Genomic DNA, 25,206 nt, shown 5'->3' with positions numbered 1-25,206 from the left:
TGAGCTGGGCTTTCGTCGGTGAGAGGTCCGTTGTCCACAGGGCGGCGGGCCTTCTCTTTTTGTCTGCGACACTGGTAGAGCCATGCCTAAGCCCGGAGAACTTACATTCGTCGCGCCGCGCGGAGCCAAGAAGCCGCCGCGGCATCTCGCCGATCTCTCGCCCGCCGAGCGGAAAGAAGCGGTGGCCGCGATCGGGGAGAAGCCGTTTCGCGCCAAGCAGCTCTCGCAGCACTACTTCGCGCGGTATGCGCACGACCCCGCGGAGTGGACGGACATCCCCGCCGCCGCCCGGGGCAAGCTCCAGGAGGCGCTGCTGCCGGAGCTGATGTCCGTCGTCCGGCACATCAGCTGTGACGACGACACCACCCGCAAGACCCTGTGGAAGCTGTTCGACGGCACGCTCGTCGAGTCCGTGCTGATGCGGTATCCGGACCGGGTCACCATGTGCATCAGCTCCCAGGCGGGCTGCGGGATGAACTGCCCGTTCTGTGCCACAGGACAGGCCGGACTCGACCGGAACCTGTCCACCGGCGAGATCGTCCACCAGATCGTCGACGGTATGCGGGCGCTGCGGGACGGGGAGATCCCCGGCGGGCCCGCGCGGCTGAGCAACATCGTGTTCATGGGCATGGGTGAGCCGCTCGCCAACTACAAGCGGGTGGTCGGCGCCATCCGCGCGCTCACCGACCCCGCCCCGGACGGGATCGGGCTCTCGCAGCGCGGGATCACCGTGTCGACCGTCGGTCTGGTCCCGGCCATCCACCGGTTCGCGGACGAGGGCTTCAAGTGCCGGCTCGCCATCTCCCTGCACGCACCGGACGACGAGCTGCGCGACACCCTCGTCCCGGTCAACACGCGGTGGAAGGTGGGCGAGGTGCTGGACGCGGGCTTCGAGTACGCCGCGAAGTCGGGACGCCGGCTGTCCATCGAGTACGCGCTGATCCGCGACATCAACGACCACGCGTGGCGCGGTGACCGGCTCGGCCGGCTGCTCAAGGGCAAGCCGGTGCACGTGAACCTGATCCCGCTGAACCCGACGCCCGGCTCCAAGTGGACCGCCTCGCGCCCCGAGGACGAGAAGGCGTTCGTCCAGGCCATCGCCGCGCACGGAGTGCCGGTCACCGTGCGGGACACCCGGGGGCAGGAGATCGACGGGGCGTGCGGGCAGTTGGCGGCGTCCGAACGGTAGAGCGGTAGCAGCGGAGGGTACGCTGGCCGGTACGTACATCTTCATATTCCGACAGGGGAGCGCCACAGCGCTGAGAGTGCGGCACCGGCCGCAGACCCTCTGAACCTCGCCCAGGTCATTCTGGGTAGGAAGTTCGGTCACCACTCAAGCTGTTGCGCCCTGCCCGGGAACTCGTCGGAGGTCCCGGGCAGGGCCGCGTCTTCTCCTGGTCATCCCAGGAGGAATCCAGTGAGCACCACCAGCAGCGCCGGCCGTGCCGGCAGGAAGTTCACGGCCGTGGTCGCGGTCACCGGGCTCGGGCTCGTCGCTCTGTCCGCGTGCGGCTCGTCCGGTTCCGGAAGCGGCGCGGGGGACGAGAAGACCGTGACCCTCGTCAGTCACGACTCCTTCGCCGCGTCCAAGAGCGTCATCGAGGAGTTCGAGAAGGAGTCGGGGTACAAGGTCCGGGTCCTCAAGGACGGCGACGCGGGACAGGCCGTCAACAAGGCGATCCTCACCAAGGACAACCCCCAGGGCGACGTCTTCTTCGGTGTCGACAACACCCTTCTCTCCCGCGCGCTCGACAACGGGCTCTTCCAGCCGTACGAGGCCAAGGGCGCGGACAAGGTGGCCGAGGAGTACCGGGCGGACCAGGACAAGCACCGGGTCACGCCCATCGACTCCGGCGACATCTGCGTCAACTACGACAAGGCGTACTTCACCGAGCACGAGCTGGACCCGCCGAAGTCCTTCGCCGACCTGACGAAGCCGAAGTACAAGAACCTGCTCGTCACGGAGAACGCGGCCACGTCCTCGCCGGGGCTCGGCTTCCTGCTCGGCACCGCCGCCGCGTACGGCGACGGTGGCTGGGAGGGGTACTGGAAGAAGCTGCGCGCCAACGGTGTGAAGGTGGTCGACGGCTGGGAGCAGGCGTACAACGAGGAGTTCTCCGGGTCGGCCGGCGGCAGGAAGGCGGGCGGCGACCGGCCGCTCGTCGTGTCGTACGCCTCCTCGCCGCCCGCCGAAGTGATCTACGCCGACCCGAAGCCGAAGACCGCGCCGACCGGTGTCGCCGACGGGACCTGCTTCCGGCAGACCGAGTACGCGGGGCTGCTGAGCAACGCGGAGAACACCGCGGGCGGCAAGGCGCTGATCGACTTCCTGGTCTCGAAGAAGTTCCAGGAGGACATGCCGCTGAACATGTTCGTGTATCCGGTGGTCGACGGGGCGAAGGTGCCCGGCGAGTTCACGGCGTACGGGCCGCAGGCCGAGGATCCCGCGACGCTCGCCCCCGCCAAGATCGCCGACAACCGTGACCAGTGGGTCAAGTCGTGGACCTCGCTCGTACTGAAGTGACCGACGTGGTTTCCGGAGACGCGGGAGTGGCTTCCGGGGGGCGCGGCGGGGCTGTCGGCAGGCGTGGCGGTGCGTTGCGGGTTCTGGGGCTCATGGGGCTGCCCGTCGCGTTCTTCGGGGTTTTCTTCGGGTATCCGGTCGTCGCGATCGTCGCCCGCGGCTTCAAGGCCGACGGGACCTGGCGGTTCGGACGGTTCGGCGAGGTGCTCGCACAGTCCGACATCCGGCACGTGCTGTGGTTCACCACCTGGCAGGCGCTCGCCTCCACCGCGCTCACGCTGCTGGTCGCGCTCCCCGGCGCCTACGTCTTCGCGCGCTTCGAGTTCAGGGGCAAGCAGGTGCTGCGGGCCGTCGTGACCGTGCCCTTCGTCCTGCCGACCGTGGTCGTCGGGACGGCGTTCCTGGCCCTGGTCGGGCGCGGCGGGCTGCTGGACGACTTGTGGGGCGTACGCCTCGACACCACCGTCTGGGCGATCCTCCTCGCCCACGTCTTCTTCAACTACGCGGTCGTCGTACGGACCGTCGGCGGCCTCTGGTCGCTGCTCGACCCCCGGCAGGAGGACGCGGCGCGGATGCTCGGCGCCTCCCGGTTCGCCGCCTGGCGCCGGGTCACGCTTCCGGCGCTGGCCCCGGCCGTCGCCGCTGCCGCGCTGATGGTTTTCCTGTTTACGTTCACTTCGTTCGGTGTGGTGCAGATCCTCGGCGGGCCGGCCTTCTCCACCCTGGAGGTGGAGATCTACCGGCAGACCGCGGAGATCTTCGACCTCGCCACGGCCGCCGTGCTGACCGTCGTGCAGTTCGTGGTGGTCGGCGTGATCCTCGCCGTGCACGCCAGGACCGTACGCCGCCGGGAGACGGCCCTGCGGCTCGTCGACGCCTCCGTGACCGCACGGCCGCCGCGCGGCGCGGGGCAGTGGGCGCTGCTCGCCGGAGTGCTGGCAAGCATCGCCGTACTGCTCGTGCTGCCCCTCGGCGTACTGGTGCAGCGGTCCCTCGACACCCCCGGCGGCTACGGCTTCGGGTACTACCGGGCGCTGACGTCGGCCGACGGCGCTGTGTTCCTGGTGGCGCCGATCGAGGCGATCGGGAACTCGCTGCGGTTCGCGGCCGCGGCGACCGTCATCGCCGTGGTCATCGGTGGGCTCGCCGCGGCGGCGCTCACCAGGACCGGCCGGCGTACGCCGTCCCTGAGCGCCCGGCTCGTGCGCGGCTTCGACGCGCTGCTGATGCTGCCGCTCGGCGTCTCTGCGGTGACGGTCGGCTTCGGCTTCCTGATCGCCCTGGACGAGCCGCCGCTTGATCTGCGGGCCTCCTGGATCCTGGTGCCGCTGGCACAGGCCCTGGTCGGCGTCCCCTTCGTTGTACGGACGATGCTTCCCGTGCTGCGCTCCGTCGACCAGGGGTTGCGGGAGGCGGCCGCGGTGCTCGGGGCGTCGCCCTGGCGGGTCTGGCGCGAGGTGGATCTGCCGATGGTGCGGCGGGCGCTGCTCGTCGCCGCCGGGTTCGCCTTCGCGGTGTCGCTGGGCGAGTTCGGGGCGACCGTCTTCATCGCGCGGCCCGACCGTCCGACGCTGCCGGTCGCGGTGGCCCGGCTGCTCGGCCGCGCGGGCGACCTCAACTACGGGCAGGCGATGGCCCTTTCGACGATCTTGATGGTGGTGTGCGCGGTGGCGCTGCTCGTCCTTGAGCGGGTACGGGCCGATCGGATCGGTCGGATCGGTCGGATCGGTCGAGGCGATCGGATCGATCGGACGGGGGAGTTCTGATGGTGCGGTTCGGTAAGTGGGACGCGAGCGTTGAGCGGGTTGGTCAGCGGGATGAGCGGGGCGGTGGGCTGGACGGGCGGGGCGGTGCGGGTGCGTTGTTGCGGCTCGATGCCGCGACCGTGCGCTTCGGCGGGCGGCCCGTGCTCGACGGTGTGTCCCTGGACGTCGCGTCCCACGAGATCGTGTGCGTGCTCGGGCCCAGCGGCAGCGGCAAGTCGACGCTGCTGCGGGCCGTGGCGGGGCTTCAGGCGCTGGACTCCGGGCGGGTGCTGCTCGACGGGCGCGACCAGGCCGCCGTACCCGCGCACAGGCGTGGCGTGGGGCTCATGTTCCAGGACCATCAGCTCTTCCCGCAGCGCGACGTGGGCGGCAACGTCGCCTTCGGGCTGCGTATGCACGGTGCCGCGAAGGGGGAACAGGGCGCGCGGGTAAATGAGTTGCTGGAGCTCGTCGGGCTGCCGGGGGCCCGGTCCAGGGCCGTCGCCGCGCTCTCCGGCGGAGAGCAGCAGCGGGTGGCGCTCGCCCGCGCCCTCGCGCCCCGGCCCCGGCTGCTGATGCTGGACGAACCGCTGGGCCAGCTCGACCGGTCGCTGCGGGAGCGGCTGGTCATCGAACTGCGCCAGCTCTTCGGCGAGTTGGGTACGACCGTGCTCGCCGTCACGCACGACCAGGGCGAGGCGTTCGCGCTCGCCGACCGGGTCGTGGTGATGCGCGACGGGCGTATCGCCCAGTCCGGTACGCCGCTGGAGGTCTGGGAGCGGCCGGCGGACGAGTTCGTGGCGCGGTTCCTCGGCTTCGACAACGTGGTCGGGGCGACGGTGAGCGGCGCGGTCGCGGACACGCCGTGGGGCAAGGTGCCGGTGCCGGACGGGGCGGTCCAGGGGGCCGGTACGGTGCTCGTCCGGCCCGCCGGGGTGCGGCTGGTCGCTCCGGCCGACGGGCTGCGCTGCGCGGTGGCCGCGCGTACCTTCCGGGGGACGCATGTCGCCTTGCGGCTTCAGCCGGAGGGGGCGCCCGCTATCGAGGCGGCTTGCGGGTTGCGGGACGCGCCCGCGGTGGGGGCGGAGGTCGGGGTGTCGTTCGACGCGGCCGAGACGGTTGTTCTTGGCGGGTGAGTGGCGCTGCGGGGTGTTTTCGGTGGGTGCGTGGCGTTGCGCTGTGCTCTCGTGGGTGAGTGGCGCTGCGCTGTGCTTTCGGCGGGTGAGTGGCGTTGCGCGGTGTTTTCGGTGGGGTGCGTGGCGCTGCGGGGTGTTTTCGGTGGGGTGCGTGGCGTTGCGCGGTGCTTTCGGTGGGTGCGTGACGCCGTCCGTCTCGGTTGGTCCGACTTCGCCGGAAGTGTGCGGACGGCCTTCGGGTGACGGCCGGGGCGGCAACCTGTCGGCCGGGGCCGGGAGGTGAGTTCCCGGCCCCGGTTCCACGCGGTGCGGCAGGCTCCGGCGGTGCTGTGTCAGCCCGTCTTCGACGCGCCGCGGCGGCGCATGCCGAAGTAGACGGCGCCGCCGCCCACCACGACGAACGCGCCGGCGATTCCGGCGATCATGCCGGTGTTGGAGCTGGCGCCGGTCTCCGCCAGGTTCGAGTCACCGACCGCGGGGGACGGGGAATTGTCCCCGGTGGACCCGGTCGAACCGGCGGGCGCCGTGCTCTCCGACTCCGGCGCGGACGGCTGCGCCTCCGACGGGGTGGCGGACGAGGACGGGGTGTCCGAGGGCTGCGGGGTCTCCGACGGCTTCGGAGTCTCCGTCTCCTCGGACGTGCACGCCTCGGACGGGGCGGTCAGGTTCGGCGAGATGTCCTCGTCGACCTGGTTCCCCGCCTTGATGTGGATGCGGTACTGGGCCTTCGGGGCCCAGTCCTCGGAGAAGGTCACGGTGGCGCCCTGCTTGGTGCCCTTGACCGTCTCCTCCCCGACCTTCTTCGCGTCGGAGCCGTTCGACTCGAGGTAGACCGAGACGGTGGCCACGACACCCGAGGCGTCGACGTCGGTGACGGTGATGGTGCCCTTCCCGTTGTCGTCGCAGGCTGCGACGGCGGAGAAGTCACGGATGTTGCAGGCCAGTGCGTTGCCCGCGGCGCCCAGCGCGAGCGCGGCCGTGGCGGAGGCGACACCGAGGATGCGCATGGAACGTGCGGTACGGCGGGATGGACGAGATATGGACACGATTGCCCTTCACGGGATGTGCAACTGCGGGGGGTTGGGTGCTCCGCCGGAAAACGAAGTCCCCAGGAGCCTCACAGGTTTATAAGTGCCGCGTGAGCGCTGTCAATCCGTAAGCGCCGTACGGGCGTTGGCTTTACGCTGTCATTAACCGCGCAGGCGTTTGAGCGCCGCCGGAGCGTCTTCGATACGGTCCACGAGAGTGATCTTCGACTCCATGGAACGGTCCTTGGCCAGTGACCGGAGCAGGGGCCAGGTGGGGTGGCGGTCCGTCCAGTGAGCGCGGTCCACCAGCACCATCGGGGTGGGTTCGCCGCGCGACTCGTAGTAGTTCGGGGTCGCGTTGTCGAAGATCTCCTGTACGGTTCCGGCGGCGCCCGGCAGGAAGACGACACCGGCGTTGCAGCGGGCCAGCAGGCCGTCCTCGCGGGTGGCGTTGGCGAAATACTTGGCGATGTGCGCGGCGAAGGCGTTCGGCGGCTCGTGCCCGTAGAACCAGGTCGGGATGGCTACCGAGGTGCCGCCCTCGGGCCAGCGGCCGCGGACGTCGAAGGCGGTTCTCGCCCAGTCCGTCACCGAGGGGCGGAACGACGGGGCCTTCGCGAGGATCCGGAGTGCTTCGGTGAGCATCTCGTCGTCGCAGGGGGACGCGTAGGCGCCGAGGTTGGCCGCCTCCATCGCGCCCGGGCCGCCGCCCGTGGCGACCGTGAGTCCGTCGCGGGCGAGTGCGCGGCCGAGGCGGGCGGCGCCCTCGTACGCCTGAGTGCCGCGTTCCATCGCGTGGCCGCCCATGATGCCGACCACCTGGGCGCCGGTGAGGAGTTCGTCCAGGGCGTCGGAGACCGAGTCGTCGTGGACCGAGCGGAGCATCGACGTGAAGATGTCGCCGTCCGTCTTGGTGCGCTCGAACCAGGCGTACGTGCCGGCGTCCGGTGTCGCCTCGTAGCCCCTGTCCAGGTCGGCGAAGAGCTCCTGGGGGGTGTACGTGTGGCCCCGGTACGGGTTGAAGGGCAGGTTCGGTACGGGTGGGAAGACGAGGGCGCCGGTGGCGCGGACGTGCGTTGCCGCCTCCGGGGTCATCAGGCAGCCGAGGAAGACGGCGCCTTCGCAGTCCGCGTTGAGCAGCGCCTCCGTGCGGGGTGTCAGGTCCAGTGCCTGTAGGCGGTACTGGGCCAGGGTGCCGTGCTCTGCCAGTACCTCGTCGAACTCTGCGAGCGATTCGATCTCGTGGTCGTGGGATGCGGTGGGGGGCTGCGGTATCGGGTGCATTCGGCTGATGCTAGGGGTGGCCCGTGTCCGTCGTGTTCTCACGGCCCGTCGTGGTGCGGCGCCGTGCGTCCGTGGGTCGGGGCCGCGCCGGTACATCCGCCCGTCGATTGCGCGGTCGCCCGGCCTCGTCAGCAGGGCGCCCTTCATGACGACCACGCAATCGACGGGCATCTGATGTACCGGCACGGCCCCTTCCGCGCGTGCCCGGCCGCGGGCCGTGGGTGGCCGGGGTGCGTTCGGTGGCGGGTGCGCGGACCCCCGTGCCGCGCGCCCGTGAGGTGGTCAGCTCCGGATCGCTGCCGGGTCCATCCACATGACCTCCCAGGTGTGGCCGTTCGGGTCGTCGAAGGCCCGGCCGTACATGAAGCCCTGGTCCTGGGTCTCGCCGGTGGCGGAGCCGCCCGCCGAGATCGCCCGGTCGACCAGTTCGTCGACCTTCTCGCGGCTCTCGGCGCTCAGGCAGAGCAGCACCTCGCTGGTGGTGGCGGCGTCCGCGATCCGCTTCTTGGTGAAGTTCGCGTAGTGCTGCTTGCTCAGCATCATCGCGATGATCGTGTCGCTGATCACCACGCAGGCGCAGTCGTCGGTCGAGAACTGGGGGTTGATCGTGTAGCCGAGCTCCGTGAAGAACTTCCTCGTGGTGGCCACGTCGTTCACCGGAAGGTTCACGAAGATCATCTGCTGGTACATGGTCTCTCCCGTCGGTGTGATGCCGTTCGGGGGACAGACCCGGGGGACTGTGAGAACTCATCGGTCCCGGCCGAATTTGTTCGCGCGTTGCGTTCAGGTGGTCAGCGGGAGTGCCGCCAGGGCGGCCACCAGCCATGTCAGGGGGGTGAAGACGGTCAGCAGTGCGGCTGTGCGCAGGGCCGCCGCGTTGCGCAGGGCCGACGCCGGTGCTCCCAGGCGCAGCAGGGCCGCCGTGGTGTCCGCCCGCTCCTGTCTGGCCTCTACGGCGGCGGTCAGCAGGGTCAGTACGGCACAGCCCGCCACGACCAGTACGCCGATGGTGGTGAGCGGTCCGAACGTGGGGCGCGTGCCCGCGTACAGTGCCGCCATCGCGTACGTGCCCGACGCCACCGCGCAGACCACGCCGAGCGGCCGGCCGATGCGCCGGGCCTCCGTCTGGAGCACGCGTCCCGCCAGCAGCCGCAGTGCGCCGGGGCGTGCGGCCTGGAGCAGCCGGCCGCAGGCGTAGGTGATCGCCGGTCCCGCCATGGCGAGGCCGATCGCGGTGAGTGCCCAGCCGGCGAGTGCTCCGGCCGTGCCGCCGGACAGTGTGGGGGTACGGCCGGAACGGCTCCCGTACGCCTCCACGGCCAGGCCCGCGGCCAGCAGTGCCGCGCCCCAGGGGAGGCCGGACGGTGTGGAGGGCTCTGGGTCGGGGGCGGGCTCCGTGGCGGGGCGGCTGCCGCGTCGGGGCTCCCCGTACCGGGCGTGCAGGGTCAGTGCGGTGGCCGCCGAGGCGGTGATCGGGGTCAGGGCCAGCAGGGTCAGGGTCGCGGGGAGCGGCAGGGGGCGGTCCGCGGCCAGGAAGCCCGCCGCCGTGCCGTTCAGCGGCAGGGCCGTCAGGTTGCCGCGCAGGTGGAAGAAGGCGAGCAGCGCGGTCAGTGAGCCGAGGACGGTCGACAGCGCGGTGGTCATGACCGAGAGGGCCAGCAGGCCGCCGGGGCCGAGGCCGACCGCCGTCAGGCCGGCACGGGGGCGGGTCGCGGGGTCGGTACGGGCGACCGCCGCCGCGAAGTACACGGTGGCGGCCAGCGGTACGACGCACCAGGCCAGCCGGAGCGCGGACGTGGCCGATGCCTCGGGGTGCGCCAGGGCGTACCCGAGCGTGCACAGCAGCAGGAAGCCGGTGCCCGCGGACGCCGCGGCGACCAGGAGCCTGCGGAGCTGGACCAGGGGCTGTCCCCGGCGGGCTAGGCGGAGAGCGAGCACGCGGCCCGGCCTTCCGTCTCGGCGACCGGGGGCAGATGGACGGTCTCCACGTGCCGTCCGTCCAGCAGCGAGACCGTGCGGTCGGCGAGGGCCGCGGTGTCCGTGTCGTGGGTGGCCAGCACGACCGTGATGCCGTGGCTGCGGGCCGCCGAGGTCAGGGTGCGCAGCACCTGGATGCGGTCGGCGCGGTGCAGGGGGGCCGTCGGTTCGTCGGCGAACAGGACCGTCGGGTGGGAGACCAGGGCGCGGGCGATGGCCACACGCTGGCGTTCCGCCTGGAGCAGGGCGTGCGGGCGCTTGCGGGCGCAGCCGCCGATGTCCAGGTGCCCGAGCCACTCCAGGGCCAGCGCCTTGGCGGAACGGCGCCGGGTGCCGCACAGCATCAGCGGCAGCGCGGCGTTCTCCCAGGCGGTCAGCTCCGGTACGAGGGCGGGGGCGGGGTCGATCCAGCCGAAGCGGTCGCGGCGCAGCCGTTCGCGGGCGAACGAGCCCATGGAGTGGACGGGGGTGCTGCCGAACCAGACCTCGCCCTGCTGCGGCACGAGCTGTCCCGAGAGGCAGCGCAGCAGCGTCGTCTTGCCGCTGCCGCGCGGGCCTCCGACGGCGAGGATCTCGGCCTCCCGGACATCGAGCGAGACACCGCTGAGCGCGGGCGAGCCGTTGTGCTTGACGTGCAGGGAGCGTGCCCAGAGCACGTCGTTGTCCGGCGGGGCCACCATCGCGTACACCTCGGTTCAGATCTGCTGTGCCGTGCTTCCCTGATCCCCCGGACGGGGGAACGAAGCAGGCGCCGATCGGTCACTGGCACGCTAGGGAGTCGGGGGCGGGACGCCGGACAGTACGCGGCCCCGGACCGCCCATTCTCACTCGAACGGGCGGTTCCGGGGCCGGTGCTGATCAGCTGATCGGATTGCGGAAGCGGGAGGACGCGCACGGGGCGGGAGCTGAGCCGATCGGCCCACACCACGCCGGTCAGTGCTCCTTCCGCGCCCCGGTCAGAGCTTCGTCCACGCCTCCGTCAGGACCTGGCGGACGATTCCCTCGATCTCGTCGAAGGTGGACTGGTCGGAGATCAGCGGCGGGGAGAGCTGGATGACCGGGTCCCCGCGGTCGTCGGCACGGCAGTACAGGCCGTACTCGAAGAGTTTCTTGGAGACGAAGCCGTAGAGGATCCGCTCGGACTCCTCGTCGGTGAACGTCTCCTTGGTCGCCTTGTCCTTGACCAGTTCGATGCCGTAGAAGAAGCCGTTGCCCCGTACGTCGCCGACTATCGGCAGGTCGTGCAGCTTCTGGAGGGTGGTGAGGAACGCGCTCTCGTTGTCCAGCACGTGCTGGTTCAGGCCCTCGCGCTCGAACAGGTCCAGGTTCGCCAGGCCCACCGCCGCGGAGACCGGGTGGCCGCCGAAGGTGTAGCCGTGCAGGAAGGTGTTGTCGCCCTGGTAGAACGGCTCGGCGATGCGGTCCGAGACGATGCACGCGCCTATCGGGGAGTAGCCCGAGGTCATGCCCTTGGCGCAGGTGATCATGTCCGGTACGTAGCCGAACTTGTCGCAGGCGAACATCGTGCCCAGGCGGCCGAAGGCGCAGATCACCTCGTCGGAGACGAGGAGCACGTCGTACTGGTCGCAGATCTCGCGGACGCGCTGGAAGTAGCCGGGCGGGGGCGGGAAGCAGCCGCCCGCGTTCTGCACCGGCTCCAGGAAGACCGCCGCCACCGTCTCCGGGCCCTCGAAGAGGATCTGCTGCTCGATCTGGTCGGCGGCCCAGCGGCCGAACGCCTCCGGGTCGTCGCCGTGGATCGGCGCCCGGTAGATGTTGGTGTTCGGGACCTTGTGGGCGCCGGGGACCAAGGGCTCGAACGGGGCCTTCAACGCCGGCAGGCCCGTGATGGACAGCGCGCCCTGCGGGGTGCCGTGATAGGCGACCGCGCGCGAGATGACCTTGTACTTGGTGTGCTGCCCGCGCAGCTTCCAGTACTGCTTGGCCAGCTTCCACGCGGTCTCGACCGCCTCGCCGCCGCCGGTCGTGAAGAAGACCTTGTTCAGGTCGCCCGGGGCGTGGTGGGCCAGGCGCTCGGCCAGCTCCACGGCCTTGGGGTGGGCGTAGGACCACACCGGGAAGAAGGCGAGCTGCTGCGCCTGCTTCGCGGCCGTCTCGGCCAGCTCGGCGCGGCCGTGGCCCGCCTGGACCACGAACAGGCCCGCCAGACCGTCGAGGTAGCGCTTGCCCTTGTCGTCGTAGATGTAGGTGCCCTCACCCCGCACGATGGTGGGCACGGGCGCGTTCTCGTACGAGGACATGCGGGTGAAGTGCATCCACAGGTGGTCGTACGCGGTCTTGCTGAGGTCCTTGGCGGTCACGGCTATCGGGTTCCCCACATGTAGGTCTGCTTCTTGAGCTTCAGATAGACGAAGCTCTCGGTGGAGCGCACGCCGGGCAGGGCCCGGATGCGTTTGTTGATGACGTCCAGCAGGTGGTCGTCGTCCTCGCAGACGATCTCGGCGAGGATGTCGAACGAGCCCGCGGTCATCACCACGTACTCGACCTCCGGCATGGCGGTCAGCGCCTCGGCCACCGGGTCGAGATCGCCCTCGGCGTTGATGCCGACCATCGCCTGCCGGCGGAAGCCCACGGTGAGCGGGTCCGTGACGGCGACGATCTGCATCACGCCCTGGTCGAGCAGCTTCTGCACCCGCTGGCGCACGGCCGCCTCGGAGAGGCCGACGGCCTTGCCGATGGCGGCGTACGGGCGGCGTCCGTCCTGCTGGAGCTGCTCGATGATGGCGAGGGAGACGGCGTCCAACTGGGGGTTTCCGCCGTTCCTGGACTCGCGGGAGTCCCTGGGGTCTGCGCTTCGACTGGCCACGGCCTCACTGTGCACGACGTCTCGACAGTTCCGCAAGGCCGTAGCGATGAAATTCGTTGTTTACGGTCGCGTTGCTTGCGGATTTCGCAGGTATCGAGCAATCGGGGGTGTTGAAAACGTCGGCCACCCGATTAGGGTGGGTGTCTCGCTGTCTCAGTGAGTGGACACCCCGACACATCCGACAGCACATCCGACAGCACATCCGACAGCACATCCGACAACACACCCGACACCCCTGACAGGAGGGCCGGCAGTGAGCACCGAGCTGCGTCGTCTGCGCAACTACATCGATGGTGAGTTCCGGGACGCCGCCGACGGACGGACCACCGAGGTGGTCAATCCCGCGACCGGAGAGGCGTACGCGACCGCGCCGCTGTCCGGGCAGGCGGACGTCGACGCCGCGATGGCGGCCGCCGCCGCGGCCTTCCCGGCCTGGCGGGACCAGACCCCGGCCGAGCGGCAGAAGGCCCTGCTGAAGATCGCGGACGCCTTCGAGGAGCGGGCCGAGGAACTGATCGCGGCCGAGGTGGAGAACACCGGCAAGCCGATCGGGCTCACGCGGTCCGAGGAGATCCCGCCGATGGTCGACCAGATCCGCTTCTTCGCGGGCGCGGCGCGGATGCTGGAGGGGCGCTCGGCCGGCGAGTACATGGAGGGTCTGACCTCGATCGTCCGCCGCGAGCCCATCGGGGTCTGCGCGCAGGTCGCGCCGTGGAACTACCCGATGATGATGGCGGTGTGGAAGTTCGCCCCCGCGCTCGCGGCCGGCAACACCGTCGTCCTCAAGCCCTCGGACACCACGCCCGCCTCCACCGTCCTGATCGCCGAGATCATCGGTTCCGTCGTCCCCAAGGGCGTTTTCAACGTCGTGTGCGGCGACCGTGACACCGGCCGCCTCATGGTCGAGCACTCCACTCCGGCGATGGCCTCCATCACCGGCTCCGTGCGCGCCGGCATGCAGGTCGCCGAGTCCGCCTCGAAGGACCTCAAGCGCGTCCACCTCGAACTGGGCGGCAAGGCCCCCGTCGTCGTCTTCGAGGACACCGACATCGCCAAGGCCGTCGAGGACATCTCCGTCGCGGGCTTCTTCAACGCGGGCCAGGACTGTACGGCCGCCACCCGCGTCCTCGTCCAGGAGTCCATCCACGACGAGTTCGTACAGGCGCTCGCCAAGGCCGCCGCCGAGACGAAGACGGGACAGCCCGACGACGAGGACGTCCTCTACGGGCCGCTCAACAACCCCAGCCAGCTGGGGCAGGTGTCCGGCTTCGTCGAGCGGCTGCCCGCCCACGCCAAGGTCGAGGCCGGCGGCCACCGGGTCGGCGAGCAGGGCTACTTCTACGCCCCGACCGTCGTCTCGGGCCTGAAGCAGGACGACGAGATCATCCAGAACGAGGTCTTCGGGCCCGTCATCACCGTGCAGTCCTTCACCGACGAGGCCCAGGCGGTGGAGTACGCCAACGGCGTCGAGTACGCCCTCGCGTCCTCCGTGTGGACCAAGGACCACTCCCGCGCCATGCGGATGTCCAAGGTCCTCGACTTCGGCTGCGTGTGGATCAACACCCACATCCCGCTGGTCGCCGAGATGCCGCACGGCGGCTTCAAGAAGTCCGGCTACGGCAAGGATCTGTCGGCGTACGGCTTCGACGACTACACGCGCGTCAAGCACGTGATGACTTCGCTCGACGCCTGACGGGGACGACTCCTGACGGGGATGACTCCTGACGGGGACGACGCCTGACAGGGGAGCTCTCAACGCCGGTGCCCCGGACGGAAGTCGATCCGTCCGGGGCACCGGCGTTCCCCTGTTCCGGCGGTGGTCGGGTGGGTGCGGTGGCGGCGGTCAGGGGTTCCTGACGGCGACCGTCAGGTGTTCTCGGCGGTGGTCGTCAGGGTGGGGGCGTCCGGCTCGCCCGGCTCTCCGGACTCGTCGAGGCGCTGCTTGGAGTGCCACTCGCCCTTGCCCGACGTCCCCGACGTCCCCGACTTCCCCGGCTTCCCCGGTTTTTCCGGCAGCGGCGGGAGGCCGTCCGGGCCGTCCGGGAACGTGATCCCGGCCTTCTCCATGATCGGCGCGCACGCGTCCAGGGCGTCCTGGTAGGCGTCCGCGGTGGGGTCGAAGCCCTTGCCGCCGATCACCTTCACCTCCAGGCGGATCGCCCCGTTCTCGTCCTTCGACGCGTGGAAGTCGGGGAAGTACTTCTGGCCCTGCTCGCGCATGCACGCGGCGAACCTGCGGTTGGCGGCGTTCACGTCACCGGGCGCGTGCGCGGTGGGCTTGTACGCGATCGCCGCCGGGGGCTTGCCGGGCTTCTCGTGCTTGCCGAGCTTTCCGGCGGTGCGGTCGTCCGACGTGCCGGACGCGGTGTACGTGCCCGACGCGGCGTGCGTCCTCGGTGCCGCGCCGGTCGCCGTGGCCGCCGACGCGCCGGCCGTGGTGAGCGTGACGGACGCGACGAGGGCGCAGGCCAGGGCGAGCCGCCGGGGCCGGGTGGCCAGAGCGTTCATCGTTCCTCCCGATGTCGTCTGCGGGGTGGTGGGCTCCAGACAAGCGCCGGGGCGGTTACGGCACGGGAACGGCGGCGCTTATCCCGGTGTAACCGCCGGCCCGCCACACTGACCGGCATGCGTGTGCTGGTGGTCGAGGACCACGAAGAGCTCGCCGAGACCGTGGCCGCCGGACTGCGCCGCGAGGGCATGGCCGTCGACCTCGCGCTGGACGGACCCACGGCGATGGAGCGCGCCGAGGTCAACGGGTACGACGTCGTCGTCCTCGACCGGGATCTGCCCGGCGTCCACGGGGACCAGGTGTGCCGGGCGCTGGCCGCCGGGGGCAGCCGCGCCCGGGTGCTGATGCTCACCGCGTCCGGCACGGTCGCCGACCGGGTCGCCGGGCTCGGGCTCGGCGCGGACGACTATCTCCCGAAGCCGTTCGCCTTCGTCGAACTCGTCGCCCGCATACGGGCGCTGGCGCGTCGCGCGCAGCCCGCGCTGCCGCCGGTGCTGGTCCGCGGTGAGCTGCGGCTCGACCCGGCCAGGCGGCAGGCGACCCGCCGCGGCGCGGACCTGGCGCTGAGCCCGAAGGAGTTCGCCGTGCTCGAACTCCTGCTGGCCGCGCAGGGCGCCGCGGTGTCCACCGAGGAACTGCTCGAACGCGCCTGGGACGAGGCGGCCGACCCCTTCAGCCAGACCGTCAAGGTCACGGTGAGCCGCCTGCGCCGCAAGCTGGGCGAGCCACCGCTGATCGAGACGGTGGACCGGGCCGGGTACCGGATCCGGTGAGGCGGCCGGAGGGAATCGCAGGGCCGGGGGAGGGGCGTGGCCGTGAGAGAGCTGAGGGTGGGGGCGTGGCTGTGAGGGGGCCGGGGGCGGGGGCGCGCTGGGCCGTTCTGCTCGCGCCGCGCAGCATCCGTATGCGGCTGACGCTGCTCTACAGCGCGCTGTTCATGGTGGCGGGGACGGCGCTGCTGGGCTTCACCTACTTCCTGGCGACGCGGTCCGGGCCGTCGGCGAGCGTGAGCGGCAGCGTGCGGGCGGGGGAGGCCGGGCTCCCGGCCACCGGGCCCGACCCGCCGCAGCTCACGATGTACGCCGAGGCCCTGCGCGCCGACCAGCTCCACCGGCTGCTGATCGGCTCCGCCGTCGCGCTGGCCGTCATGACGTGCGCGTCCGTCGCCCTGGGCTGGCTGATGGCGGGCCGCGTCCTGGCGCCGCTGCGCACCATGACCGCGGCGGCCCGGCGGATCTCCGCGGACAACCTCGGACGGCGGCTCGCGGTACCGGGGCCCGACGACGAGCTGAAGGCGATGGCGGACACCTTCGACGGCGTACTGGCGCGGCTCGAGGACGCGTTCGAGGCGCAGCGGCGGTTCGTCGCCAACGCCTCGCACGAGCTGCGCACCCCGCTGACCCTCCAGCAGGCGATCGTGGACGTCGCGCTCGCCGACCCCGGCGCCTCGGCCGAGTCGCTGCGCGCGGCCTGCCTGCGGGTCCGCGCCGCGGGCCGGGAACAGGAACGGCTCATCGAGGCCCTGCTGACGCTGGCCCGCGGACAGGGCGGCATCCAGCGACGCGAGCGGATGGACCTGGCGGAGGTGGTCCGCGAGCGACTGGTGGAGACGGGGTACGAGGGGGCGACGGGTGCGGGGAGCGGCCGGGCGGCGGCGGGGCTGACGGGGGTGGGTGTGGGGAGCGATCGGGTGGCCCAGGCGGAGTCGGGTGAGGGGAACGACCGGGCGGCGCGGGTGGAGGCGGGTGTGGGGTGCGATCCGGTGGGGTCGACGGGGGTGGGTGTGGGGCGGGGGCAAGCAGCGGGGGCGGAGTCGGGCGCGGGGCGCGGCGAAGTGGCGTGGGTGGCGGCGGGTGTGGGGCGCGATCCGGTGGGGTCGACGGGGGTGGGTGTGGGGCGGGGGCAAGCAGCGGGGGCGGAGTCGGGCGCGGGGCGCGGCCAAGTGGCGCAGGTCGCGGCGGATGTGGGGCGCGAGCGCGCGGCGCAGGCGGCAGTCGGCCGGCCACGCGTCGAGGCTCGGCTCGAACCGGCCCCCGTGCGGGGCGATCCGCAGCTCATCGAGCGGCTGGTCGCCAACCTCGTCGACAACGCCGTACGGCACAACGTCCCGGAGGGCTGGGTGAGTGTGTGGACCGGAGTGCACCAGGGGCACGCGGCGCTGCGGTTCACCAACAGCGGTCCGGTGATCCCGCCCGAGCGGGCGCCGGAGCTGTTCCGGCCCTTCCAGCGGCTGGGCGCGGAACGGGTGCGGTCGCGCACCGGTCTCGGTCTCGGTCTGTCCATCGTGGCCGCCGTCGCCGCCGCCCACGGCGGCCGGGTGGTCGCCCGGCCGCGCCCGCAGGGCGGACTGACGGTGGAGGTGAGCCTGCCCTCCGCGAGCCCCTCGGCGGAATGATCCGTAAGGTCCGTCCGTGCGATCCGTGCGATCCGTGCGATCTGTGCGATCCGTGCGATCCGTGCGGTGATCGACAGGGTGTCGGGTCGGCGCCCCACCGCTCGACGCAGCGTCCATTGTCCGGGCGATGGCCGCGGCGACATGCTGAGCCGGTGCCTGTGACGAGGAAGCCCCCGCCCGTGCCCCGCCGGTCCGTCGCCCTGTCCCGCCGGTCCGTATCCCGTAGGTCCGCCTCCCTGTCCCGTCGGTCCCTGTCCCGCCGGTCCCTGCTCCGGGCCGTCGGCGGCGGTGCCGCGCTCGGTGCGCTCGCCGGCTGCGGGGTGCCCGCCGCCTACGTGGCCCCCGGCGACCGGGCCGCCGCCGACCTCTCGGCCAAGGACAAGCGGCTGACCTGGGCGAACTGGCGCCGCCGCGCCGGCCGCCTGGGTCAACTACGTCTGCCCGGTCCCGGCTGCACAGGACGTGCTCGCGTCCGACAAGGACAAGGACATCGCGGCCCTCGCCGAGGATCGGCTGATCTTCCCCGACCGCGCCATGCGCGAGCGGCTGGCCATCGCCCGGGACATCACCTCCGCCGAACGCACGGAGTTCGCGAAGCGGTGGAACGCGATCGTGGGGCTCTAACCGCCGCCGCCGTCGTGTTCGTACCGTTCCTGGGCGGCCATCACCTCGTCGCCGTGCTCGAAGGCCCACGCGCCGAAGGCGCCGACAGGGGCGAGCAGCGTCCGGCCGAGTGCGGTGAGCGCGTACTCCACCCGGGGCGGTGACCCGCCGTACGCGCGCCGGGTCACGAGCCCGTTGAACTCCAGCCGCCGCAGCGTCTCGGTCAGCACCTTCTGGCTGATGCCGCCGATGTGCGTACGCAGTTCCCCCGGCCGTCGCGGGCCGTCCCGCAGGGCCCACAGCACCACGCAATTCCAGGTGTTGGCGAGCAGGTCGAACGCGAGCCGGGCCCGGCAGTCGGCGAGGAAGACGGGTCCGTGGCCGGGCACGGGGGCGGTGGTCACGCACCACATGGTGCCCGAGCCCCCTCTTACGGTCGACGGCAGGACCCCGAAGCCAGGGGGCCGCGGGACGGCAGAGGACGGCAGGGCGAAAGGGGCACGGGCCGATGCGGATCGGGATTCTCGGTACGGGCGGGATGGCGGACGCGCTGGGCACGCGGTGGGCGCGGGCGGGGCACGACGTGTGCGTCGGCGGCCGGGACGCGGCACGGGCCGCCGCTCTCGCCGCGCGCCTCGGGGGCCGCTCGGGCGAGCTGCGGGCGGCGGCGGAGCACGGCACCGACGCGGTACTGCTCGCGCTGCCGTACGGGGTCGCGGCCGAGGTCGTCGGCGCGTTGGAAGTGCCGCTGCGCGGGCGTACGTTGATCGACTGCACCAACCCGGTCGGGCCGGGGTTCCGGCTGCTCACCGCGGGCGGTCCCGGGGCGGCGCGGCGGGTGGCGGACGCCGCGCCGGGGGCCCGGGTGGTCAAGGGTTTCAACCTCTGCCACGAGGACGTCTGGCGGCTGGACCCACCCGTCTTCGCCGGGCGTCCGCTGGCCGTGCCGCTGTGCGGGGACGACGAGCACGCCCTGTCCGTCGTCCGGCGGCTCGTCCGCGACCTGGGCTGCGAGCCGCTGGACGCGGGCGGTCTGGAGCGGGCGGAGCTGCTGGAGGCGACGGCCGCGCTGCTGATCGGGCTCTGGGTGGGCGAGGGCGCGGACGCCCAGGCGATCGCGCCGCCACTGGAGTTCTCCGGCCCCCGGACGGGGTGACCGGAGCGCGTCAGTAGTCCCCGCGCAACGCACACAACGTGTCGACGCGGTTGGTGGTGATGGAGTCGACGCCCGCGTCCAGCAGACGGCGCATCGAGCGGCGGGTGTCGGGCGTCCACACCGACAGCAGGTGTCCGCCGCGGTGCACCCGGGCGGCCAGCTCGCGGTCGACCAGGCCGAAGCGGTAGTTGAGCCAGCGCGGGCGCACCGCGTCGAGCAGCGCGGGCCGCGGCGGTGCCAGCGTCGTCCAGGTCAGCGCGATCTCCGCGGCGGGGTCGGCCGCGCGCACGGCCAGCATCGTCGCCGCGCCCGCGCAGTAGTACACCCGCTCCTCGGCCCCGTACTCGCGGACCACACCGACCACCCGGCGCACGGCCGCGGCGTCCGCACCCGGCAGGTCGATCATGACGCGGCTGCCGTCGGTCGCCGCCAGTGCCCGCACCAGGTCCGGCACCCCGCCGGCCGTGAGCCCGCGCACCTCGTCCGAGGAGAGCGAGCGCAGCGGCCGGTCCTGCTCCCACAGCCGTTTCAGCGTGGCGTCGTGCAGCAGTACGGGGACGCCGTCCCGGGTCAGCCGGACGTCGATCTCGACGGCGTCCGCGCCCTGCCGGAGCGCGGAACGCAGCGAGTCGATCGTGTTCTCGCGGACACGGTAGGGGTCGCCGCGATGGGCCACGGCAGTCACGGTGCGCATGCGCCCATTGTGCGGGGCGACGATCACCGCCCGCCCGGCCGGGGTTCGGACACCGGCACTCAGGGGGCGAGCCAGGCCGCCGTGTACGTGTCGATCTCCTCGGCGATCCGTGCCTTGCCGGGCGCGTCGAGGAAGGACGCCTCGACGGCGTTCTTGGCGAGGGCGGCCAGGCCCCGCTCGTCCAGGTCGAGCAGCCGGGCGGCGACCGCGTACTCGTTGTTGAGGTCCGTGCCGAACATCGGCGGGTCGTCGGAGTTGATGGTGACCAGGACGCCCGCGTCCACCATCTGCCTGATCGGGTGCTCGTCGAGCGTGCGGACCGCGCGGGTGGCGATGTTGGAGGTGGGGCAGACCTCCAAAGCGATGCGGTGCTCGGCGAGGTGGGCGAGCAGTTCCGGGTCCTGCGCGGAGCTGGTGCCGTGCCCGATGCGCTCGGCGCGCAGTTCGCGCAGCGCGTCCCACACGGTCGCGGGGCCCGTCGTCTCACCGGCGTGCGGCACCGAGTGCAGTCCGGCCGCGATGGCCCGGTCGAAGTGGGGCTTGAACTGCCCGCGCGGGATGCCGATCTCGGCCCCGCCGAGGCCGAAGGAGACCAGCCCCTCCGGCCGTACGCGGTCGTCGGTGGCGAGCCGGGCCGTCTCCTCGCCGCCGGGGACCCCCAGCTCGCCGGGGATGTCGAAGCACCAGCGCAGCACGACGCCGAGCTCGGCCTCCGCCGCCTTGCGGGCGTCCTCGATGGCCGCCATGAAGCCGAGTTCGTCGATACCGCGCCGGGTGGAGGAGATCGGGGTGATGGTCAGCTCGGCGTACCGCACCTGCTGGCGGGCCATGTCCCGGGCGATCTCGTAGGTGAGCAGCCGGACGTCCTCCGGGGTGCGGATCAGATCGACCACCGACAGGTACACCTGGATGAAGTGGGCGAAGTCCGTGAACGTGAAGTAGTCGGCGAGCGCCTCGGGGTCGGTCGGCACCTTGGAGTCCGGGTGGCGGGCGGCCAGCGTCGAGACGATCCGGGGGGAGGCGGAGCCCACGTGGTGCACGTGCAGTTCGGCCTTGGGCAGTCCGGCGATGAAGGCGTGCAGGTCGCGGGTTGCGTGGTGGGTGGTCAAGGTTCCTCCCCGGAACGGCGCCCCGTGCCGCTGTGGTCGGCGTCGGCGGGACGCGGGTGATCGGCTGATCGATGACTCGGGGATCATCGTATGCGGACCGGCCGACACCGTGGCCGGTGCGTGCCCGTAGCATGGCGGGCCGAGGAAACGAGGGGGCTGAACGTGACGGACGATGCGCGCCCGCGAGGGGATGCCGGGACGGGCGGGGACCCGTGGGCACCGCCCGAGCACAAGGAGTCGTACGACGGGCGGGCGTCGGGGCAGCCGGTGCCGCTGGGCAAGGGCGGGGCGACGCCGCCCGCGCAGCCGCCGGCCGCGGGCGGTGCCGCGTGGCAGCCGCCCGGACCGGACGTGAACGCGGGGCGGCCCCCGGTGCAGGACCGGCCGCCGTCCGTCCACGACCAGCCGACCATGGCCGCGATGCCGGCCGCGGACGGCTCCGTGCCGCCGGGCTTCGCACCGCCCGGTTCCGTGCCGCCCGGTTCCGTGCCGCCGCACGCGCCCGCCGGGTTCGCGCCGCCCATGGGCGGCGGCCCGTCCGCCGTACCGCCGCCGCCGGCCGCGCCGGCCGACCCCGCGGCCGCCTACCCGGGAGATCCCGGCGGCTACGGCTATCCCGGCCAGCCGGGCTATCCCGGTCAGGCCGGTTACCCCGGTCAGCCCGGCTATCCCGGTTACCCCGGTCAGTCCGGTTACCCGGGCTATCCCGGCCCGCAGGGATACGGCTGGCCCGGCATGCCGATGAGCCCGCAGAACGGGTTCGGGGTCGCCGCCATGGTGCTCGGCATCCTCTCGATCTGCCTCTTCTGCCTCTACGGCGTGGTCTCGCTGGTGCTCGGCATCCTCGCGGTGGTCTTCGGCGTCAAGGGGCGCAAGCGGGTCGAGCGCGGCGAGGCCGACAACCACGGGCAGGCCCAGGCCGGTTTCATCATGGGCATCATCGGCATCGTCCTGGGCATCGCGGTGCTCGTCCTGCTGGGCATCGGCATCGGGGCCGCGATCAGCGACTACGACGACTACGACAGCGATCCCTACGTCGGCGACGCCCTCGGCGTCTCCGCACCCGCGTTCCCCATCTCCCCCGAGTCCTCCGGGGCCCACGAGGCTCCCGCGTCCCCGCGGGGCTGACGGTCGCGCGGCGCGGGCGCCGGTCCTGTGCAGACCCGGTCAACGGGCCTTCCCGAGGTGACCTGGCCCATTACGATGCTTGACGGTCAACGAGGGGAGATCAGTTCATGTCCGACTCCAATGTCGGGCCCGGGGGATTCGGGCCGCCGCAGCAGCCGCCGGCACCCGGCTACGGCTATCCGCAGCAGTCCGCCCCGGGTTACGGCTATCCGCAGTCCGGGCCGTCCTATCCCGCCGCGCCCGCGGCGCCGTACCCGCAGACGCCGGGCTACGGGATGCCCATGCAGCCGAGCAACGGCATGGGGACCACGGGGCTGGTGCTCGGCATCATCGGCGTGGTGTGCAGCCTGACGTTCTTCCTGTGGTTCTTCGGGGTCATCCTGGGGATCCTCGGGATCATCTTCGGCGCCATCGGCCGGGCGAAGGCCAACCGTGGCGAGGCCACCAACAAGGGTGCGGCGACCGCCGGACTCGTCTGCGGGATCGTCGCCACGGTCCTGCTGCCGCTGCTGGGCGTACTGCTCTTCGCAAGCCTCATGGGCGCCTCCTGAGCACGAGCCTCGTGAACGCGGCCTGAGCAGGTCCAGGACCGGACCACGAGAGGGCGCTCCCGGCCTGCGGGAGCGCCCTCCCGCCTCACGAGTCCGTGCCCCGCAACCGCTCCCGTGCCGTCATCAGGGCGAAGCCCAGCAGGTTCGGGCCCCGCCAGCGCTGCGGATCCGTCGCCCGCTCGTCGTCCGCGGCGAGGCCGATGCCCCATATCCGGTCCACCGGGCTGGCCTCGACGAGCACCCGGTCGCCCGTGTTCAGCAGGAACCCGCGCAGCTCGGCGTGGGCGGCGAACTTGTGGACGCTGCCCTCGACCACGATCCCGTACCGCTCGCGCTCCCAGACGGTGTCGTCGAAACCGCGGACCAGCCGCCCCGCCTTCTTCGCGAGCGCCGGATTCGCCGCGTCGAGCGCGCGCCGCTCCGCCTCCGCGTCGCCGAACAGCCGCGCCTTGCCCGCCATCATCCAGTGCTCGGCCGTCGCGTAGGTCACGCCGTCGACGGTGAACGGGGAGGGCCACCACTGGCTGAGACAGCTCGCCCCGATCCGGCCGTCAGGGCGCGGCCGGTGCCCCCAGAAGTACAGATACTTGATCCGCTCCCCGGGGTTCTCCTCGTCCCCCTCGCCCGAGCGGACGGCGTCGACCAGGGCTTCCCACGTATCGATCTTCCCCATGCGGCCGAGTCTCGCAGGCGCCACTGACACTCCGTCCCGCTTTTTCCGGGCCGACTCGACACCTGGTCCACCCCGGTCGACAGATTCCGTCGCGTAACCAAATGGCAACAACGGAATCACTTGTTGAGGTCACTCCCCTCTGTCAGGATCGGCACTCAAATCGAGCTGGAGCTACGCCGACCCCCGTGGGACGGGGAGGGCGGCGGAGGAGAGCGACATGCACAATCCGGGCCATCGCTTCCAGGCGCGGGACCGTTTCGCGGACGGTGCGCAGTACATCGCGGGCCGGCCGGCCGAGGGCACCTCGGGCCGTACGCACGCGGTCGTCGATCCGGCCACGGGCGAGGAGGTCCACCGGTACGAACTGGCCGGCACCGACGACGTGGACGCGGCCGTCGCCGCCGCGCGCGAGGCGTTCCCCGGCTGGGCGGGCGCCACCCCGGGCGAGCGCTCGGACGCGCTGCACCGCTTCGCCGCCGTACTCGCCGAACGCGCGGAGGAGTTCGCGCAGGCCGAGTCGCTCCAGTGCGGCAAGCCGCTGAAGCTGACCCGGGAGTTCGACGTCCCGGGGACCGTCGACAACACCGCCTTCTTCGCGGGCGCCGCCCGGCACCTCCAGGGCCAGTCCGCGGGCGAGTACTCCGGCGACCACACCTCCTACGTGCGCCGTGAGCCCATCGGGGTCGTCGGCTCCATCGCGCCCTGGAACTACCCGCTCCAGATGGCCGCCTGGAAGGTGCTTCCGGCGATCGCCGCCGGGAACACGATCGTGCTGAAGCCGAGCGAACTGACCCCGTTCACCGCGCTGCTGTTCGCCGGGGCCGCCACGGAGGCGGGCATCCCGGCGGGTGTCGTCAACATCGTCACCGGCGCGGGCCGGGACGCGGGCGAGCACCTCGTCGGCCACCCGGACGTCGCGATGACCTCCTTCACCGGGTCCACGGCGGTCGGCAGGCGGGTCGCCGAGATCGCCACCGCCACCGTCAAACGGCTCCACCTGGAACTGGGCGGCAAGGCGCCCTTCGTGGTCTTCGACGACGCGGACCTTCAGGCCGCCGTGCACGGCGCGGTCGCGGGCGCGCTGATCAACACAGGGCAGGACTGCACGGCCGCCACGCGCGCGTACGTGCAGCGGCCCCGCTACGAGGAGTTCGTCGCGCGCACCGCGGAGCTGATGGAGAGCGTCCGCGTCGGCGACCCCTTCGCACCCGACACCGACCTCGGCCCGCTGATCTCGCTCGCCCAGCGCGACCGCGTCGCCGGTTTCGTCGACCGGGCGCGCGCCTACGCGCGCGTGGTCACCGGCGGCGAGATCCCGGCGGAGTTGGAGGGCGGCGCGTACTACCGTCCGACGCTCGTCGCGGACGCCGCCCAGGACAGCGAGATCGTGCGGTCCGAGATCTTCGGACCCGTCCTGGTCGTGCTGCCCTTCGACAGCGACGACGAGGGCATCCGGCTGGCCAACGACACCCCCTACGGGCTCGCCGCCTCCGCCTGGACCCGCGACGTCTACCGGGCGAACCGCGCCACCCGCGAGATCAAGGCGGGCTGCGTGTGGGTCAACGACCACATCCCGATCATCAGCGAGATGCCGCACGGGGGATACAAGGCGTCCGGCTTCGGCAAGGACATGTCCGCGTACTCCTTCGAGGAGTACACCCAGGTCAAGCACGTCATGTTCGACAACACCGCGGTCGCCGCGAAGGACTGGCACCGGACGGTCTTCGGGGACCGGCGGTAAGGGCCCGTACGCGGACTCCCTGTACGGGCCCCACGGAGTCCTCGTACGGGGTCCCCGTACGGGTTCCACGGGGCTCACCCGCACCGCCGGGTGGCAATCAGGCCGCGACCACGGCCGCGACGACAC

General features: G+C 72.0%; 22 protein-coding genes, 2 pseudogenes and 1 riboswitch. Of the genes and pseudogenes, 12 read left to right on the top strand and 12 right to left on the bottom strand.

Annotated elements, in window-relative coordinates; genetic code table 11:
* The first annotated feature begins 82 nt into the window (after window positions 1-82).
* The 4 genes from rlmN to ACFV6E_RS19560 all read left to right on the top strand — a co-directional run bounded on the left by rlmN (window position 83) and on the right by ACFV6E_RS19560 (window position 5,405).
* Window positions 83-1,189 (top strand): 23S rRNA (adenine(2503)-C(2))-methyltransferase RlmN, encoded by a 1,107-nt coding sequence (gene rlmN / locus ACFV6E_RS19575; protein ID WP_385162602.1) that lies wholly within the window; start codon window positions 83-85, stop codon window positions 1,187-1,189.
* 43 nt (window positions 1,190-1,232) lie between these two features.
* Window positions 1,233-1,338: riboswitch (TPP riboswitch) on the top strand.
* A 79-nt stretch (window positions 1,339-1,417) separates the two neighbouring features.
* Window positions 1,418-2,524, top strand: coding sequence for a thiamine ABC transporter substrate binding subunit (locus tag ACFV6E_RS19570; RefSeq protein ID WP_385463034.1), 1,107 nt, complete (start codon window positions 1,418-1,420; stop codon window positions 2,522-2,524).
* A gap of 92 nt (window positions 2,525-2,616) precedes the next feature.
* The gene (locus ACFV6E_RS19565) at window positions 2,617-4,290 is read left to right on the top strand and encodes an ABC transporter permease (RefSeq protein WP_385463031.1); all 1,674 of its coding nucleotides are present in this window, start codon (window positions 2,617-2,619) and stop codon (window positions 4,288-4,290) included.
* 95 nt (window positions 4,291-4,385) lie between these two features.
* Window positions 4,386-5,405, top strand: a complete 1,020-nt coding sequence (locus ACFV6E_RS19560; RefSeq protein ID WP_385463028.1) for an ABC transporter ATP-binding protein — start codon at window positions 4,386-4,388, stop codon at window positions 5,403-5,405.
* A 332-nt stretch (window positions 5,406-5,737) separates the two neighbouring features.
* On the opposite strand, the gene ACFV6E_RS19555 is transcribed toward ACFV6E_RS19560, so the two are convergent.
* The 7 genes from ACFV6E_RS19555 to ACFV6E_RS19525 form a co-directional block, all read right to left on the bottom strand.
* Window positions 5,738-6,412, bottom strand: a complete 675-nt coding sequence (locus tag ACFV6E_RS19555; protein WP_385162608.1) for an LAETG motif-containing sortase-dependent surface protein — start codon at window positions 6,410-6,412, stop codon at window positions 5,738-5,740.
* 183 nt (window positions 6,413-6,595) lie between these two features.
* Window positions 6,596-7,717: an LOG family protein gene (locus ACFV6E_RS19550; protein WP_385463025.1), complete on the bottom strand. Its 1,122-nt coding sequence runs from the start codon at window positions 7,715-7,717 to the stop codon at window positions 6,596-6,598.
* Between the two features lie 282 nt (window positions 7,718-7,999).
* Window positions 8,000-8,407: a VOC family protein gene (locus tag ACFV6E_RS19545; RefSeq protein ID WP_385463022.1), complete on the bottom strand. Its 408-nt coding sequence runs from the start codon at window positions 8,405-8,407 to the stop codon at window positions 8,000-8,002.
* A gap of 93 nt (window positions 8,408-8,500) precedes the next feature.
* Window positions 8,501-9,655 (bottom strand): hypothetical protein, encoded by a 1,155-nt coding sequence (locus tag ACFV6E_RS19540; protein WP_385463019.1) that lies wholly within the window; start codon window positions 9,653-9,655, stop codon window positions 8,501-8,503.
* Window positions 9,637-10,374, bottom strand: a complete 738-nt coding sequence (locus ACFV6E_RS19535) for an ABC transporter ATP-binding protein (RefSeq protein WP_385162616.1) — start codon at window positions 10,372-10,374, stop codon at window positions 9,637-9,639. The genes ACFV6E_RS19540 and ACFV6E_RS19535 overlap by 19 nt, the downstream gene beginning before the upstream one ends.
* Window positions 10,375-10,650: 276 nt before the next feature.
* Entirely contained in the window at window positions 10,651-12,033 is a 1,383-nt protein-coding gene (locus tag ACFV6E_RS19530; RefSeq protein WP_385162618.1) for an aspartate aminotransferase family protein, read from the bottom strand.
* A complete protein-coding gene (locus tag ACFV6E_RS19525; protein WP_385162620.1) occupies window positions 12,018-12,536 on the bottom strand; it encodes an Lrp/AsnC family transcriptional regulator in 519 nt (172 codons plus the stop codon). The genes ACFV6E_RS19530 and ACFV6E_RS19525 overlap by 16 nt, the downstream gene beginning before the upstream one ends.
* Before the next feature lie 238 nt (window positions 12,537-12,774).
* Between ACFV6E_RS19525 and ACFV6E_RS19520 the strand changes: the two genes are divergently transcribed.
* Entirely contained in the window at window positions 12,775-14,214 is a 1,440-nt protein-coding gene (locus ACFV6E_RS19520) for a gamma-aminobutyraldehyde dehydrogenase (RefSeq protein WP_385162621.1), read from the top strand.
* A gap of 173 nt (window positions 14,215-14,387) precedes the next feature.
* Here ACFV6E_RS19520 and ACFV6E_RS19515 read toward each other — a convergent pair whose 3' ends face one another.
* Window positions 14,388-15,029 (bottom strand): hypothetical protein, encoded by a 642-nt coding sequence (locus ACFV6E_RS19515; RefSeq protein ID WP_385463017.1) that lies wholly within the window; start codon window positions 15,027-15,029, stop codon window positions 14,388-14,390.
* 117 nt (window positions 15,030-15,146) lie between these two features.
* On the opposite strand from ACFV6E_RS19515, the gene ACFV6E_RS19510 reads away from it, so the two are divergent.
* The 3 genes and pseudogenes from ACFV6E_RS19510 to ACFV6E_RS19500 form a co-directional block, all read left to right on the top strand.
* Window positions 15,147-15,803, top strand: coding sequence for a response regulator transcription factor (locus ACFV6E_RS19510; RefSeq protein WP_385162624.1), 657 nt, complete (start codon window positions 15,147-15,149; stop codon window positions 15,801-15,803).
* Between the two features lie 65 nt (window positions 15,804-15,868).
* Window positions 15,869-17,425: a sensor histidine kinase gene (locus ACFV6E_RS19505; RefSeq protein WP_385463015.1), complete on the top strand. Its 1,557-nt coding sequence runs from the start codon at window positions 15,869-15,871 to the stop codon at window positions 17,423-17,425.
* Window positions 17,426-17,830: 405 nt separating this feature from the next.
* Window positions 17,831-18,049 (top strand): annotated as a pseudogene (locus ACFV6E_RS19500) (spermidine/putrescine ABC transporter substrate-binding protein); the annotation flags it as partial.
* Here ACFV6E_RS19500 and ACFV6E_RS19495 read toward each other — a convergent pair.
* On the bottom strand, window positions 18,046-18,441 hold the full coding sequence (locus ACFV6E_RS19495) for a winged helix-turn-helix transcriptional regulator (RefSeq protein ID WP_385162628.1): 396 nt from the start codon (window positions 18,439-18,441) through the stop codon (window positions 18,046-18,048). The pseudogene ACFV6E_RS19500 and the gene ACFV6E_RS19495 sit on opposite strands and share 4 nt — an antisense overlap.
* A gap of 95 nt (window positions 18,442-18,536) precedes the next feature.
* On the opposite strand from ACFV6E_RS19495, the gene ACFV6E_RS19490 reads away from it, so the two are divergent.
* On the top strand, window positions 18,537-19,184 hold the full coding sequence (locus ACFV6E_RS19490) for an NADPH-dependent F420 reductase (RefSeq protein WP_385162630.1): 648 nt from the start codon (window positions 18,537-18,539) through the stop codon (window positions 19,182-19,184).
* A gap of 10 nt (window positions 19,185-19,194) precedes the next feature.
* Here the strand turns inward: ACFV6E_RS19490 and ACFV6E_RS19485 are convergent, their stop codons facing one another.
* Window positions 19,195-19,878, bottom strand: a complete 684-nt coding sequence (locus ACFV6E_RS19485) for a glycerophosphodiester phosphodiesterase (RefSeq protein WP_385463012.1) — start codon at window positions 19,876-19,878, stop codon at window positions 19,195-19,197.
* A 59-nt stretch (window positions 19,879-19,937) separates the two neighbouring features.
* Window positions 19,938-21,120, bottom strand: a pseudogene (locus tag ACFV6E_RS19480) (adenosine deaminase).
* Window positions 21,121-21,149: 29 nt separating this feature from the next.
* Between ACFV6E_RS19480 and ACFV6E_RS19475 the strand changes: the two are divergent.
* Both ACFV6E_RS19475 and ACFV6E_RS19470 read left to right on the top strand, forming a co-directional pair.
* Window positions 21,150-22,115: a DUF4190 domain-containing protein gene (locus ACFV6E_RS19475; protein WP_385162634.1), complete on the top strand. Its 966-nt coding sequence runs from the start codon at window positions 21,150-21,152 to the stop codon at window positions 22,113-22,115.
* A gap of 107 nt (window positions 22,116-22,222) precedes the next feature.
* Complete coding sequence (locus tag ACFV6E_RS19470) at window positions 22,223-22,666, top strand: DUF4190 domain-containing protein (protein WP_385162636.1); 444 nt, start codon at window positions 22,223-22,225, stop codon at window positions 22,664-22,666.
* 85 nt (window positions 22,667-22,751) lie between these two features.
* Here the strand turns inward: ACFV6E_RS19470 and ACFV6E_RS19465 are convergent, their stop codons facing one another.
* Window positions 22,752-23,339 carry an NADAR family protein gene (locus ACFV6E_RS19465; protein WP_385162638.1) on the bottom strand — a complete coding sequence of 196 codons (588 nt, stop codon included), beginning with the start codon at window positions 23,337-23,339 and terminating at the stop codon, window positions 22,752-22,754.
* 217 nt (window positions 23,340-23,556) lie between these two features.
* Here ACFV6E_RS19465 and ACFV6E_RS19460 point away from each other — a divergent pair, with 217 nt between their 5' ends.
* Window positions 23,557-25,080, top strand: coding sequence for a gamma-aminobutyraldehyde dehydrogenase (locus ACFV6E_RS19460; RefSeq protein ID WP_385162640.1), 1,524 nt, complete (start codon window positions 23,557-23,559; stop codon window positions 25,078-25,080).
* Window positions 25,081-25,206: the final 126 nt, after the last annotated feature.

Source organism: Streptomyces sp. NPDC059785, from assembly GCF_042732375.1.
Lineage (GTDB): Bacteria > Actinomycetota > Actinomycetes > Streptomycetales > Streptomycetaceae > Streptomyces.
The sequence above is the reverse complement of the archived record's forward strand: the minus strand, read 5'-3'. Positions and strand labels throughout refer to the sequence as shown.

Coding starts and splice junctions, on each gene's coding strand:
- rlmN (WP_385162602.1), top strand. CDS start 83: ATGCCTAAGCCCGGAGAACTTACATTCGTCGCGCCGCGCGGAGCCAAG.
- ACFV6E_RS19565 (WP_385463031.1), top strand. CDS start 2,617: ATGGGGCTGCCCGTCGCGTTCTTCGGGGTTTTCTTCGGGTATCCGGTC.
- ACFV6E_RS19555 (WP_385162608.1), bottom strand. CDS start 6,412: ATGCGCATCCTCGGTGTCGCCTCCGCCACGGCCGCGCTCGCGCTGGGC.
- ACFV6E_RS19550 (WP_385463025.1), bottom strand. CDS start 7,717: ATGCACCCGATACCGCAGCCCCCCACCGCATCCCACGACCACGAGATC.
- ACFV6E_RS19545 (WP_385463022.1), bottom strand. CDS start 8,407: ATGTACCAGCAGATGATCTTCGTGAACCTTCCGGTGAACGACGTGGCC.
- ACFV6E_RS19535 (WP_385162616.1), bottom strand. CDS start 10,374: ATGGTGGCCCCGCCGGACAACGACGTGCTCTGGGCACGCTCCCTGCAC.
- ACFV6E_RS19515 (WP_385463017.1), bottom strand. CDS start 15,029: ATGAACGCTCTGGCCACCCGGCCCCGGCGGCTCGCCCTGGCCTGCGCC.
- ACFV6E_RS19510 (WP_385162624.1), top strand. CDS start 15,147: ATGCGTGTGCTGGTGGTCGAGGACCACGAAGAGCTCGCCGAGACCGTG.
- ACFV6E_RS19495 (WP_385162628.1), bottom strand. CDS start 18,441: ATGTGGTGCGTGACCACCGCCCCCGTGCCCGGCCACGGACCCGTCTTC.
- ACFV6E_RS19490 (WP_385162630.1), top strand. CDS start 18,537: ATGCGGATCGGGATTCTCGGTACGGGCGGGATGGCGGACGCGCTGGGC.
- ACFV6E_RS19485 (WP_385463012.1), bottom strand. CDS start 19,878: ATGCGCACCGTGACTGCCGTGGCCCATCGCGGCGACCCCTACCGTGTC.
- ACFV6E_RS19470 (WP_385162636.1), top strand. CDS start 22,223: ATGTCCGACTCCAATGTCGGGCCCGGGGGATTCGGGCCGCCGCAGCAG.
- ACFV6E_RS19465 (WP_385162638.1), bottom strand. CDS start 23,339: ATGGGGAAGATCGATACGTGGGAAGCCCTGGTCGACGCCGTCCGCTCG.
- ACFV6E_RS19460 (WP_385162640.1), top strand. CDS start 23,557: ATGCACAATCCGGGCCATCGCTTCCAGGCGCGGGACCGTTTCGCGGAC.